The following is a 12,880-nucleotide window of genomic DNA, read 5'->3' on the forward strand; positions in this document are numbered from 1 at the left end:
CGCCGGGGTGCCTATCATTCTGGTAGCCGACAAACCACCCCTGATCGGACGACTCGCAAGGGTAGGCCGGCTCGGCCAAGGCGCCCTTTGAACCAGACGAAGGAGTCGGTACAAGTGAAGGCTGCGCGCTATTACGACCGCGGAGACATTCGTATCGAGGACATCGCGGAGCCCACGGTCCAGCCGGGGACGGTGGGCATCGACGTCGCGTACTGCGGGATCTGCGGTACCGACCTGCACGAGTATCTCGACGGACCGATCTTCGTCCCGCCGGCCGGTCAGCCGCACCCGGTGTCGGGCGAGTCCGCCCCCGTGACACTCGGCCACGAGATGTCCGGCGTCGTGTACGCGGTGGGCGAGGGGGTGGAGGACCTCAAGCCGGGTGACCGCGTCGTGGTGGAGCCCTACATCCTGCGGCCCGAGGTCGACACCGGGCCGGACAACTCCGCCTACCACCTCTCACCCGACATGAACTTCATCGGGCTGGCCGGCCATGGCGGCGGGCTCGCGGAGAAGATCGTCGTCGAGCGCCGGTGGGTGCACCCGGTCGGGGACATTCCGCTGGACGAGGCCGCTCTCATCGAGCCGCTCTCTGTCGCGTACCACGCGTTCGAGCGCTCCGGCGCGAAGGCGGGCGACTTCGCGCTCGTCGGCGGGGCGGGGCCCATCGGGCTGCTGACCTGTGCGGTGCTGAAGGCCATGGATGTCGAGGTCGCGGTCACCGAGCTGAGCCGGCTGCGCCGGCAGAAGGCCCTGGACGCCGGGGTCGCCGACCATGTCATCGACCCCGCCGTCTCGGACGTCGCGGCAGAGGTGCGCCGCCTCACGGACGGCAGGGGCGCGGATGTGGCGTTCGAAGCGACGTCGGTCAACGTCGTCCTCGACGCCCTGTTCGACGCCGTCCGGCCGGGTGCCGTCATCACCGTCATCTCGATCTGGGGCAAGCCGGCCTCGCTCGACATGCAGAAGCTCGTCCTCAAGGAGGTCGACCTGCGCGGCACGATCGCCTACGTCAACTCGCATCCGAAGACCATTGAGCTGGTGCGGGAGGGACGGGTCGATCTGAAGCCGTTCATCACCAGGACCATCGGGCTGGACGCTCTCGTCTCCGAGGGCTTCGACACCCTGATCCATCACAACGAGACGGCGGTCAAGGTGCTGGTGGACCCCCGTTCCTGACGGCCGGCCCCGCCTCACAGCCGAAGACCTCCCGGGCATCGCCCAGGAGGTCTTCGGCATCGGTGAAGTGCCGTCGGCGCGGCCGGAATTCCCTCCGGCCGCGCGGTTCAGGTCCGCTGTTTGGTGCCTCGCAGCGAGGCCCACAGCATGTCGCCGACTCCGACCACCACCACTGCTCCGATCAGCTGGAGCACATGGCGCGTCCAGTCGATGCCCTTGGTGTCGTTGACACCGATCCAGGTGGCGACAGCATTTCCGAGGACGCTGCCGATCATGCCGAAGATGATCGTCAGCCAGAGTGGGATCTGCTGCTTGCCGGGGAGGATCGCCTTCGCGATCAGACCGAGCACCAGGCCCACGATGATTGCCCACAACCAGCCCATGCTGCCTCCTTGAGCGACGCGGTGTCGCGCATGTCCCGCCCAGTCTCGGTGCCGGGCCGGCGTGCCGCATGTCGGGCGGGGCCGATCGGGCATCGCGGCCGGGTGGCGGAATGTACGGATACGGCGCGCCCCGGTCTCGAACGCGCCGGGTGCCGGGCGTAGCGTGGGAGCGGCCGGTCCGGGTCCGGGGAAGGTTGGTGGGGACGTGGTGAGCAAGCAGAGCGGTGCGGAGGTCTTCCGGATCACGGGAGCCCGGCAGGGGCTCGCGGACGACGTGCGCGGCAGGCAGCGGCGCTACGTGATCTCGATGTCCGTGCGGACGGTGTCGGTGGTGGCGGCCGCGCTCCTGTGGAACGTGGAGCGGCACATCGCGTTCGTGGCGCTCGGGCTCGGGGTACTGCTGCCGTACGTCGCGGTCGTCATCGCCAACGCCGGCCGTGAGAACACCCCCGCGCTGCCCTCGACCTTCGTGCTGCCGGCTCCGGCCCATCCGGCGCTGGACGCCGCTCCGGCGGCGGGTGCCGGGCCCGCCTCACCGCAGTCCGGACGCTCCTTCCGGTCTCCGGATGCGCAGGAGCACGGCTGAGGCCGCGGCGGGCCCAAGCTCAAGAAAAGCTCAGATCAATCATGAAGTTCCAGTGCACCGCGGCGGGGTGTGCGTGACATACTTTGTACGCGCTCCGCATCCCCCGTCGGAGCGATGGACCGACGCCGGGCAGCTCCCCCCGTGGCTGCCCGGCGTCGCCATTTCTCCGGCCTCTCACCGGCAGGGCCCACGTCGGCACCCTCTAGGGTTGAGTCCGTGAACTCCCCCGATTCCGCCGCGTTCCCCGGCTCCCCCGCACCGTCCGATGCCGCCCCCGTCTGTTCGGCCAAGGGCTGCCGGTCCGCCGCCGTATGGGTGCTGGCCTGGAACAATCCGAAGCTGCACACGCCGGAGCGCCGTAAGACCTGGCTGGCCTGCGACGAGCACCGGGAGCACCTGTCCTCGTTCCTGGGCGTGCGGGGTTTCCTCAAGGACGTGGTGACGCTGGCGGAGTGGGAGTCGCGGCCCCCGTCCGCGTGACCGGGCGGGCGGGCTCAGCCGCCGATCGCGGACATCGGGCGGTCGGGCTGGAGGAAGCTCGGGTCGTCAAGGCCGGATCCGGCCTTCTTGCCCCACATGGCGAGCTTCCAGAGCCGGGCGATCTCCTCGTCGGGTGCCTCCGAGCGCAGCGCGGCGCGCAGGTCGGTCTCCTCTCGGGCGAACAGGCAGGTGCGCACCTGTCCGTCGGCGGTGAGCCGGGTGCGGTCGCAGGCCCGGCAGAACGGGCGGGTGACGGAGGCGATGACGCCGACCCGGTGCGGTCCGCCGTCGACGGTCCAGCGTTCGGCGGGGGCGGAGCCGCGGTCGGTGTCGCCCTCGGGGGCGAGGTCGAAGCGGGTGCGCAGCGAGCGGAGGATGTCGCCCGCGGTGATCATGCCTTCGCGCTTCCAGCCGTGCTGGGCGTCGAGCGGCATCTGCTCGATGAAGCGGAGCTCATAGTTGTGTTCCACGGCCCAGGCGAGCAGGTCGGGGGCCTCGTCGTCGTTGAGCCCCGGCATCAGGACGCTGTTGACCTTGACGGGGGTGAGCCCGGCCTCGTGGGCGGCTTCCAGGCCCGCCAGCACGTCGTGGTGCCGGTCGCGGCGGGTGAGGGTCTTGAAGACGTCGGGGCGCAGCGTGTCGAGGGAGACGTTGACCCGGTCGAGTCCGGCGTCCTTGAGCGCGGCGGCGGTCCGCTTAAGCCCGATGCCGTTGGTGGTGAGGGACATCCTGGGGCGGGGTTCGAGGGCCGCGCAGCGCTGGACGATGGAGACGAGTCCGGGGCGCAGCAGCGGCTCGCCGCCGGTGAAACGGACGTCGGTGATGCCGAGCCGGGTGACGGCGATGCGGACGAGCCGGACGATCTCGTCGTCGTTGAGCAGGTCGGGCTTGGCGAGCCACTGCAGGCCCTCTTCCGGCATGCAGTAGGTGCAGCGCAGATTGCAGCGGTCGGTGAGCGAGACGCGCAGGTCGGTGGCGACCCGGTCGTAGGTGTCGATGAGCATGGTGGGCCCCCTCCCCCGGTGACTTCCCGGTCGCGGTAGCTGACTCTTTCGAGCCTACGCGAGACCGGTGACGGCGCAGGGGGACCGTTTGCCACGAGGTGCGGCGAGGCCGCGTCGTAGGACTCTACGACGCGGCCTCGTACGGCGGGGTCTGCGCCCGGTGAACTTCTGCTCTCAGTGGGCGCCGATGCCGGTGAGGGACTTGACCTCCAGTTCGGCGTACTTGCCCTTGTCGGGCTCCTCCTTGGAGAGGAGGGAGCCGATCCAGCCGAGCAGGAAGCCGAGCGGGATGGAGATCAGGCCGGGGTTCTCCAGCGGGAACCAGGCGAAGTCGACGCCCTTGAACATCGAGGTCTTCTCGTTGCCGGAGACGACCGGCGAGAAGAGCACCAGGATCACGGAGGAGGCCAGGCCGCCGTAGATCGACCACAGCGCGCCCTGGGTGGTGAAGCGCTTCCAGAAGAGGCTGTAGAGGAGCGTCGGCAGGTTGGCGGACGCGGCGACGGCGAAGGCGAGGGCGACCAGGCCGGCGACGTTCATGTCGCGGGCGAAGGCGCCGAGGAGGATCGCGGCGGCGCCGATGAAGACGGTGGCCCAGCGGGCGGCCCTCATCTCCTCCTTCTCGGTGGCCTTCCCCTTGCGGATGACGTTGGCGTAGATGTCGTGGGCGAAGGACGACGAGGAGGCGAGGGTCAGTCCGGCGACGACGGCGAGGATGGTGGCGAAGGCGACGGCGGAGATGACGGCGAGCAGGACGGCGCCGCCTGTGGTGCCGACCCCGCCGAGGTATTCGGCGAGCTGCGGGGCGGCCGCGTTGCCCGCGGGGTTCTTCGCCTTGATCTCGTCCGGGCCGATGAGCGCTGCGGCGCCGAACCCGAGGGCGATCGTCATCAGGTAGAACGCGCCGATGATGCCGATGGCCCAGTTGACCGACTTACGGGCGGCCTTGGCGGTCGGCACCGTGTAGAAGCGGATCAGGATGTGCGGCAGGCCCGCGGTGCCCAGGACCAGGGCGATGCCGAGGGAGAGGAAGTCGAGCTTCGAGGTGCCGGTGGCGCCGTACTTCAGGCCGGGCTCCAGGAACGAGGCGCCGTGGCCGCTCTTCTCGGCGGCGGTGCCCAGCAGGTCGGAGACGTTGAAGTTGAACTTCCACAGCACCATGAAGGTCATCAGGATGGCGCCGGCGATGAGCAGTACGGCCTTGACCATCTGCACCCAGGTGGTGCCCTTCATGCCGCCGATGGTGACGTAGACGATCATCAGTACGCCGACCAGCGCAACGATGAGGATCTTTCCCGCGTCGCTGGTGATTCCGAGGAGCAGCGAGACCAGGACGCCCGCTCCCGCCATCTGCGCCAGCAGGTAGAAGATCGATACGACGATGGTGGAGACGCCCGCCGCGGTGCGGACGGGGCGCTGGCGCATCCGGTAGGCGAGGACGTCGCCCATGGTGTAGCGGCCGGAGTTGCGCAGGGGTTCGGCGACCAGCAGCAGCGCCACCAGCCAGGCGACGAGGAAGCCGATGGAGTAGAGGAAGCCGTCGTAGCCGAAGAGGGCGATGGCGCCGGCGATGCCGAGGAAGGACGCGGCGGACATGTAGTCGCCGGAGACCGCGAGGCCGTTCTGGAAGGCGGTGAACTGGCGGCCGCCCGCGTAGAAGTCGGAGGCGCTGCGGGTCTGGCGGCCGGCCCAGACGGTGATGCCGAGGGTGGCCGCGACGAAGACCGCGAAGAGCGTGATGATCAGCGGCCGGTGCTCGGTGGCCGACGCGGCGAGGGTCACGGTGGCGTGGGAGTGGTACGCGGCGCTCATGCGTCGGCCTCCATACGGGACTTGATGGCCTCGGCCTTCGGGTCGAGCTTCGCGTTGGCGTGCCGCGAGTAGAACCAGGCGATGAGGAAGGTGGTGACGAACTGGGCGAGGCCGAAGACGAAGGCCACGTTGATGTTGCTGAACACCTTGGTGCCCATGAAGCCGCCCGCGTAGTTGGAGAGCAGCACGTACAGCAGGTACCAGAGGACGAAGGCGATGGTCAGCGGGAAGGCGAAGGAGCGGTGGGAGCGGCGCAGTTCGCCGAATTCCGCGCTGCCTTGCTCCGCGAGGAACGCCTCGGTCGTGGGCTGGGCAGGGCTGTTATCCGTACTGCCCTCGGGCGGCGGTGCATCGGTAGCCACGGATTCTCCTCGCGACGCGGGTGCGGTGGTGGTGGGGACGGTGGATTTCACTGTGAACCTCGTGATCGGGGGTGGTGGTGCGCTTCCCCTGACAACGGCACGCGGCGCGCGGCGAAGCGGTTCACCACGGCGCGTGCCTTCTCCGGATCACTCCTTCGGGCGCTTCGCCGGGCACGTGTTCGCAGGAATCGATTGATGTGCCGGGATGAACGGCGATAGCTTCACTCGTCATGTACGCGACTGGACACAGCCCGTGTCCGGTCGACTGGCACGGATGATGTGGAGACCCCATGGCTCATCTGGGATCCAGGCGGACGCGCGCACTGACGCTGCCCGTCGGATTGGCCCTCACCGCCTCGCTCGGCTTCCTGCCGACGGGCGCCGCCTCCGCCGCGCCGGCGACGGCACCGGCGGACGGCCCGAAGCTTTCGTACGTGGTCAACACGCAGGGCGGTACCGGCACCGCCGGGCAGGTGCGCGAGGCGATAGAGCGGGCCGGCGGCACGGTGGTGACCGCCTACGACCGGATCGGTGTCATCGTCGTCCACTCGCGGAACCCGGACTTCGCGAAGACGGTCCGCCGGGTCAGGGGCGTCCTGTCGGCGGGCGCCACCCGTACCAACCCGATCGTGCCGCAGGCCACCAAGGACATCGGGGTGGACCAGCCGCTGACGGCCGAGCAGGAGCGGGCCGCGGCGGCGAGGGCGACGGCCGGCCAGGACCCCATGGAGCCGCTCCAGTGGGACCTGCCCGCCATCAAGGCGGACAAGGCGCACCAGAAGTCGCTGGGCAGCCGGAAGGTGACGGTCGCGGTCATCGACACCGGGGTCGACGACACGCACCCGGACCTCGCGCCGAACTTCGACCGGGCGGCCTCCGCGAACTGCGTGTCGGGCGCCCCGGACACGACGGAGGGCGCCTGGCGTCCGAAGGCCGGCGAGAGCGACCACGGCACCCATGTGGCGGGCACCATCGCGGCGGCGAAGAACGGCGTCGGCGTGACGGGCGTGGCGCCGGGCGTGAAGGTCGCCGGCATCAAGGTGGGCAACCCGGACGGCTTCTTCTACACCGAGGCCGTCGTCTGCGGCTTCATGTGGGCGGCCGAGCACGGCGTGGACGTGACGAACAACAGCTATTACACCGACCCGTGGATGTACAACTGCAAGAACGACCCCGACCAGGGCGCCCTGGTCGAGGCCGTCGCACGGGCCACCCGGTACGCCGAGCGCAGGGGCGCGGTCAACGTCGCCGCCGCGGGCAACTCCGCCGAGGACCTGGCGGCGGACACCATCGAGGACTCGACCAGCCCGAACGACACCACCACGGCCGACCGGACCATCGACCCGACGCAGTGCCCCGACATCCCGACGATGCTGCCGGGTGTAGTGACGGTCTCGGCGACGGGCGCGAAGGGCCTGAAGGCCTCGTACTCGAACTACGGGAACGGGGTCATCGACGTGGCGGCGCCCGGCGGGGACTCGACGGCCTACCAGACGCCACAGCCGCCGGCGACGAGCGGTCTGATCCTCTCGACGCTGCCGGGCGGCGCGTACGGCTACAAGGCCGGTACGTCGATGGCGTCCCCGCATGTCGCGGGCGTCGTGGCCCTGATCAAGTCGAAGCACCCGTACGCGTCGCCGGCCGTGGTCAAGGCGCTGCTGACGCTGGAGGCGGACGCGAAGGCGTGCGGCGCGCCGTTCGACATCGACGGTGACGGCGAAGTCGACGCGGTCTGCGAGGGCGGCAGGAACCACAACGGCTTCTACGGGGCCGGTGTGGTGGACGCGCTGGACGCCGTGCGCTGGTGACGCCGGGGTCCGGGGGCGCACGTGACGCCGCCCCCGGACCGCCGGATCACGGGGTGCGGGTGGAACCGAAGGCCGCCGTGAGGGCCTCGGTCTCGCGGCGCTCCTCCCTGCGCCGCAGCCCCGCCACGACACCCAGGCCCCCCATGGCGGCGGCGCCCGCGGTCGCGGTCACCGCGACCGCGGCGAGCGGTGCGGGGGTCAGCAGGAGCAGCGCCGTCAGGGCGGCGGACGCCCAGCCGGTCAGTACGGCGCCGGCCGCCGCCCGCCGGGAGCGCGGGCGGTCCGGCCCCGCCCGCAGGTCGACGCAGGCCGGACCGGGCCCGGGGTGCGGGCCGTCGGGCGGCTTGGGGCCCTGTGCGGGAGCGGCCTTGCCACCCTGCGATTCCGTTGCGTCCACCGGACCGTGTCCTCCAGCTCGTGCGGTTCTCCGAGCGCGTCCCCGTCCCGCCGCCCCGGAGCGGGACGGCGGGACGGGGATGCGGCCGGGAAGGCCGATTTCATGCGGGGGACAGAGCCGGCCTTCCCGGCCGCACCATGCTGGCCGCGGCCCCGGGCGGTCTCCAGGGGCCGAGGGGCACCGCGGGGCCGGGCCGGGGGACACCTTCGGCGGGGGCCGGGGGGCACCCTCGGCCAGGGCCGGTCGGCCCTGGCGCGGGCGCGCCGGGGGCGGTCCCCGTGCGGGAGGCCTACGGCGGCCGGTCCAGCCCCTGCGCGGGGCGCCTCCGGTGGTCGCCCGCCGGGCCCGCGACAGCGCGTGCGTCCGGCCCCCGCCGCCGGGCCGCGCCCGCGGCGGCTGCCGTAAACTGACCGCCCGTGGACCGGTCCCAGCTCTGCGGTGAGCCGGTGAGCGATGACCCGGCCTACGGCACACGGACCCAGAGAGCGGCGCCCCGATGACAGACGCAGAGTCCCCGGCGCCCCAAGCCCCCTACTGCCCCGTCACGGGCCACGGCGCCGGGGACTCCGGCCCCGGAAGCCGGCCGCGGCCCAGCCGGCCGGACCGGATGCGCGGCCTGCTGGACGCCGTGATGAGCCTGGGGCGCGGCCTGGAGCTGCAAGAGGTGCTGCGGGGCATCGTGGAGGCCTCGGTGACCCTGACCGACGCGGAGTACGGGGCGCTCGGCATCGTCGGCGACGGGCAGACGCTGCTGGAGTTCCTGACCGTCGGCATGTCGGACGAACTGACCGCGCGGATCGGGCAGACGCCGTGCGGGCGCGGCATCCTCGGCGAGCTCATCCACCACCCGCAGCCGCTGCGGCTCGCCGATCTGAGCAGTCACCCGCACAGCTACGGCTTCCCGCCCCACCACCCGCCGATGCACAGCTTCCTCGGCGTCCCGGTGCGGGTGCGCGACGAGGTGTTCGGCAACCTGTACCTCACCGAGAAACGGGGCGGGCAAAGCTTCGACGCGGACGACGAGGCGTTGCTGACCACCCTGTCGATCGCGGCCGGGGTCGCCATCGACAACGCCCGGATGTACGAGGAGAGCCGCCGCCGGGAACAACGCCTGGAGGCGCTGGGCGAGATCACCCGTGCCCTGCTCTCGGGTACGGACGCCGACGAGGTGCTGCACCTGGTCGCGGAGCGGGCGATGGAGGTCGCGGGCGCCGACCGGGCCGCCGTCCTGCTGCCCCCGTCGCCGCCGGGTGCGCCGGCCCCGGCGGCCTTCGACGCCCGTCTCACCGTCGCCGTCGCCCACGGCCGTGACGCCGGCCGGGTACGGGGCCTGTCCGTACCGGCGCACGGGTCGCTGGCCGGGCTCGCGGCCCGTACCGGGACGCCGGTGCACTGTGCCGATGTGCGAACGGATCCGCGCGCGCACCCGTTCGGCGACGGGGCCGAGGAGGGCCTGGGCCCGGTGGTCGCGGTGCCGCTGCGGGTGGGCACCGGGGCCATGGGCGCGCTGCGGCTGGGGCGCCCGGTGGGCCGTCCGCCGTTCGACGACACCGAGGTGGCCCTCGTGTCCGGTTTCGCCGACCAGGCGGCCATCGCGCTCGAACTGGCGCGCGGGCGGGCGGAGTCCGAGGAGCTCGCCGTCATGCACGACCGCGACCGGATCGCCCGCGATCTGCACGACCTGGCGATCCAGCGCCTCTTCGCGACCGGGATGACGCTCCAGAGCACCACCCGGGCCATCGCGGACCGCCCGGAGGCCGCCGAACGCGTCAGCCGCGCGGTCGACGACCTGGACACCACGATACGGATCGTCCGGTCGACCATCTTCGACCTGCGGACGACGGACGGGTCGGGCCGCGGCGGGCTGCGGCACCGGATCGCGGAGACCGCCCGTACGGCGGCCCGCGCGCTCGGTTTCCGTCCCTCCGTGCAGATCGAGGGACCGGTGGACTCCGTGGTCCCGGACGAACTGGCGGAGCATGTCGTGGCGGTCGCCGCCGAAGCCGTGTCCAACGCGTCCCGCCACGCCCGCGCGAGCCGTATCGACATCGTGCTGTCCGCCGGTGACTCGGTGACGCTGACCGTCACGGACGACGGGACCGGGATCGGGGCCGCGACCGGGACCGACGGCCGCGGCACCGCGGCCGGGACCGGGGCGGAGCGCGGCGGCGGGCTGGCCAACATGCGCAAGCGGGCCGAGCTGTGCGACGGCACCCTGGCCGTCGAGCAGCCGGCCGGCGGGGGCACCCGGATCGTCTGGCGCGCCCCGCTCGACTGACTCCGCTCGTCCGGCCCCGCTCGTCCGACTCCGCTCCGCCGACTCCGCTCCGCCGACCCCGCCGGTCAGCGCCCGGGGGCCGGCGGTCGCGCCTGGCGTTCCCGGATGCGGCCGGCGAGCATCGCGGCCTGGATGCGGCGGCCGACGCCCAGTTTGGCGAGGATCGCGGAGATGCGGTTCTTGACCGTCTTCTCGGCGAGGAAGAGGCGCTCGGCGATCTCCCGGTTGGTGAGCCCCTCACCGATGAGGTCCAGGATCTGCCGCTCCCGGGGGGTGAGCCGATCCAGCTCCGACGCCTCGGCGGCGGGCGGCTGCTGGGGTCCCCGCAGCCGGGCCATCACGCGGGCGGTCGTCCGCGGGTCCAGCATGGAGGTGCCGGACGCCACGGTGTGCACGGCGGCGACCAGACCGGCCCCGTTGATCTGCTTCAGCACATAACCGGCCGCCCCGGCCATGATGGCGTCGAACAGTGCCTCGTCGTCGTCGAACGACGTCAGCATCAGACAGGCGAGCTGGGGCATCCGGGCCCGCAGTTCCCTGCACACCTCGATGCCGGCGTGGTCCCCGTCCCGGTCGTCGCCGAGCCGTACGTCCAGCACGGCGACCTGGGGCGCGACCGCCGGTACGCGGGCCAGCGCCTCCCGGGCGTCGGAGGCCTCGCCGACGACCCGGATGCCGTCGTCGGCCTCCAGCAGATCGCGTACACCGCGCCGTACGACCTCGTGGTCGTCGAGGATGAAGACGCGTACCGGGGAGGCGGATCCGGTCGGGGGCGTACTGCTCGGGGGCTGGGCGGGATCGTCGTTCACACCATGCTCGATCGGTCGGGGTTCGGGGCGGACCGGAACCAGTATGTGCGCGCTCGCGGACGGGGCGGCGGCGGGGTTCCGCGGCACGGTGGACCGCTTCGCGGAAGGGGCCGAAAGGCCCTGTGACCAGGGCCGGTCAGCAGGCGGCACGCGGTGCCATACTGGCGCCGCCCCGCAGGTCCCCACGTCACGGCCGGCCCTGCGCGGCCGAGGCCCGTCCCGCCGGCCCGGCCGCCCGGCGCGGCGAGCGTGCCGCGAGATGCCGCAGCCGTCGCCGTACGCCCGCCGGGAGTCCCCCACCGTGCTGTCCCGAGGAGTCACCTGCCCATGAACACCCCGAGCGAGGACTATCACGCACTGCTCGCGCGGCACGACGCGATGCGGCTGCGACGACGCATTCTGCTGCCGGAGGGAAGTTCCGGCGGGCGTACCGCCGCCCCGAAGACGTACGACGGGACGGCCGACCAGTTGCTCGTCGAGGAGTTCCTGCCTCTGGTGGGCCCGTTGGATGAGCTGATCGCGGACCTGTACCGGGCGCTGTTCGACCGGCATCCGTATCTGCGGTCGCTGTTCCCGGAGTCGATGGCGTTCCAGCAGGCCCATCTGGCCGTCGCCTTCCGGTATCTGATCGGCAATCTGCACCGTACGGACGCGGTGGCCGAACGCTTCACGCAGCTGGGCCGCGACCACCGCAAGCTCGGTGTGCGCCCGGCGCACTTCGCCGCGTTCGAAGGGGCGCTCGTCGAGGCGCTGCGGGTGCGTGCGGGGGTCCGGTGGAACGGTGCGCTGGAGGACGCCTGGCTGCGGATGCTGCGGCTGGCGGTGTCCTCGATGGTCCGGGGCGAGAACGACGCGATCGCCGAACCCCCCAGCTGGGAGGCGACGGTGACGGCGCACGAGCTGCGCGCGCCCGGCCTCGCGGTCCTGCGGGTGCGGCCGAAGCAGCCCTATCCCTTCCGGGCGGGACAGTACGCCTCGCTGGAGACACCGCTGCTGGAGCAGGCCTGGCGTCCGTACTATCTGGCGCGCGCCCCGCACCAGGACGGCGAACTCGAATTCCATGTACGGGCCCGGCGGGCCGGCGGGGTGAGCGACGCGCTGGCGCACGGGACGCGGGCGGGCGACACACTCCGGCTCGGTGCCCCCGCGGCCTGCTGACGCTCCCCGGCGACGCTCCGGCCTCCGACATCCTGCTGATCGCCTCCGGTACGGGCTGGGCCCCGATGAAGGCGCTGCTCCAGGAGATCGACGCCCTGTCCCCGGGCCGCACGCGGGTGCGGCTGCTGCTGGAGACCGGCCCGCCGGAGGAGTCCGGGCCGGCCCCGTACGACACGGCGTATCTGGAGACGTTCCGGCGCGGGCGGCCGTGGCTGACCGTCCTGCCGACGCACCCGGAGGTGCACGCCGCGGGAGGCGCCCTGCGGGTCCTCGACGAGGTGCTCCGGCCGCTCCCCGGGAGCGCCGTCCCTCCGCACGCCTTCCTGGCCCTGGCCCCCGAGGCGCCGGCGGCCGGGCCGGCTCCGGCCCTCGCGGCCGCACTGGCCGCCGCCGGGGTGCCGGCGGCGCGGGTCCATCAGGACGCCTCCGGGATCGCGGAGGTCGCAGAAGGCTCTGCCCGTACGACCGGAACCGGGTGCCTGTCGGCGTGAGGATCTTCAGGCACCAGGTCACCGGCACCGCGGTGATCACCGGCGGCCGTCCGAACCCCCGCCGCGCCCCGCGGTCCGGCCGGCCGCCGGCGTCGGGCGTCCTTCTCCGTGGCCGTCCCCGGCCCGTGCACCG

13 protein-coding genes are annotated in these 12,880 nt (G+C 72.3%); 7 read left to right on the forward strand and 6 right to left on the reverse strand.

Annotated features, from left to right (window positions below; translation table 11 throughout):
• The first annotated feature begins 114 nt into the window (after positions 1-114).
• Positions 115-1,179, forward strand: a complete 1,065-nt coding sequence (locus tag P8A18_RS06195) for a 2,3-butanediol dehydrogenase (protein ID WP_306052466.1) — start codon at positions 115-117, stop codon at positions 1,177-1,179.
• A gap of 107 nt (positions 1,180-1,286) precedes the next feature.
• Here the strand turns inward: P8A18_RS06195 and P8A18_RS06200 are convergent, their stop codons facing one another.
• Positions 1,287-1,562 carry a GlsB/YeaQ/YmgE family stress response membrane protein gene (locus tag P8A18_RS06200; protein WP_018553361.1) on the reverse strand — a complete coding sequence of 92 codons (276 nt, stop codon included), beginning with the start codon at positions 1,560-1,562 and terminating at the stop codon, positions 1,287-1,289.
• Positions 1,563-1,767: 205 nt separating this feature from the next.
• Here P8A18_RS06200 and P8A18_RS06205 point away from each other — a divergent pair, with 205 nt between their 5' ends.
• Positions 1,768-2,148, forward strand: a complete 381-nt coding sequence (locus P8A18_RS06205) for a DUF3099 domain-containing protein (protein ID WP_306052469.1) — start codon at positions 1,768-1,770, stop codon at positions 2,146-2,148.
• Between the two features lie 216 nt (positions 2,149-2,364).
• Positions 2,365-2,628: a hypothetical protein gene (locus P8A18_RS06210; RefSeq protein ID WP_306052471.1), complete on the forward strand. Its 264-nt coding sequence runs from the start codon at positions 2,365-2,367 to the stop codon at positions 2,626-2,628.
• Between the two features lie 14 nt (positions 2,629-2,642).
• Here P8A18_RS06210 and moaA read toward each other — a convergent pair whose 3' ends face one another.
• The 3 genes from moaA to P8A18_RS06225 all read right to left on the reverse strand — a co-directional run bounded on the left by moaA (position 2,643) and on the right by P8A18_RS06225 (position 5,806).
• Positions 2,643-3,632: a GTP 3',8-cyclase MoaA gene (moaA, locus tag P8A18_RS06215; protein ID WP_306052473.1), complete on the reverse strand. Its 990-nt coding sequence runs from the start codon at positions 3,630-3,632 to the stop codon at positions 2,643-2,645.
• Positions 3,633-3,806: 174 nt separating this feature from the next.
• A complete protein-coding gene (locus P8A18_RS06220) occupies positions 3,807-5,444 on the reverse strand; it encodes a monocarboxylic acid transporter (RefSeq protein WP_306052475.1) in 1,638 nt (545 codons plus the stop codon).
• Positions 5,441-5,806, reverse strand: a complete 366-nt coding sequence (locus P8A18_RS06225; RefSeq protein ID WP_306052477.1) for a DUF485 domain-containing protein — start codon at positions 5,804-5,806, stop codon at positions 5,441-5,443. Before P8A18_RS06225 ends, P8A18_RS06220 begins: the two co-directional genes overlap by 4 nt.
• Before the next feature lie 290 nt (positions 5,807-6,096).
• On the opposite strand from P8A18_RS06225, the gene P8A18_RS06230 reads away from it, so the two are divergent.
• Positions 6,097-7,614: a S8 family peptidase gene (locus P8A18_RS06230; protein ID WP_306052479.1), complete on the forward strand. Its 1,518-nt coding sequence runs from the start codon at positions 6,097-6,099 to the stop codon at positions 7,612-7,614.
• A gap of 46 nt (positions 7,615-7,660) precedes the next feature.
• On the opposite strand, the gene P8A18_RS06235 is transcribed toward P8A18_RS06230, so the two are convergent.
• Entirely contained in the window at positions 7,661-8,011 is a 351-nt protein-coding gene (locus P8A18_RS06235; RefSeq protein WP_306052481.1) for a hypothetical protein, read from the reverse strand.
• Positions 8,012-8,618: 607 nt separating this feature from the next.
• On the opposite strand from P8A18_RS06235, the gene P8A18_RS06240 reads away from it, so the two are divergent.
• Positions 8,619-10,289, forward strand: coding sequence for a GAF domain-containing sensor histidine kinase (locus tag P8A18_RS06240; protein WP_306060706.1), 1,671 nt, complete (start codon positions 8,619-8,621; stop codon positions 10,287-10,289).
• A 65-nt stretch (positions 10,290-10,354) separates the two neighbouring features.
• Here P8A18_RS06240 and P8A18_RS06245 read toward each other — a convergent pair whose 3' ends face one another.
• Positions 10,355-11,098, reverse strand: coding sequence for a response regulator (locus P8A18_RS06245; protein ID WP_306052483.1), 744 nt, complete (start codon positions 11,096-11,098; stop codon positions 10,355-10,357).
• A gap of 327 nt (positions 11,099-11,425) precedes the next feature.
• On the opposite strand from P8A18_RS06245, the gene P8A18_RS06250 reads away from it, so the two are divergent.
• Together P8A18_RS06250 and P8A18_RS06255 are read left to right on the forward strand one after the other, a co-directional pair.
• A complete protein-coding gene (locus P8A18_RS06250; protein ID WP_306052485.1) occupies positions 11,426-12,256 on the forward strand; it encodes a globin domain-containing protein in 831 nt (276 codons plus the stop codon).
• 65 nt (positions 12,257-12,321) lie between these two features.
• Positions 12,322-12,747, forward strand: coding sequence for a hypothetical protein (locus P8A18_RS06255; protein WP_306052486.1), 426 nt, complete (start codon positions 12,322-12,324; stop codon positions 12,745-12,747).
• Positions 12,748-12,880: the final 133 nt, after the last annotated feature.

Source organism: Streptomyces sp. Mut1, from assembly GCF_030719295.1.
Taxonomy (GTDB): domain Bacteria; phylum Actinomycetota; class Actinomycetes; order Streptomycetales; family Streptomycetaceae; genus Streptomyces; species Streptomyces castrisilvae.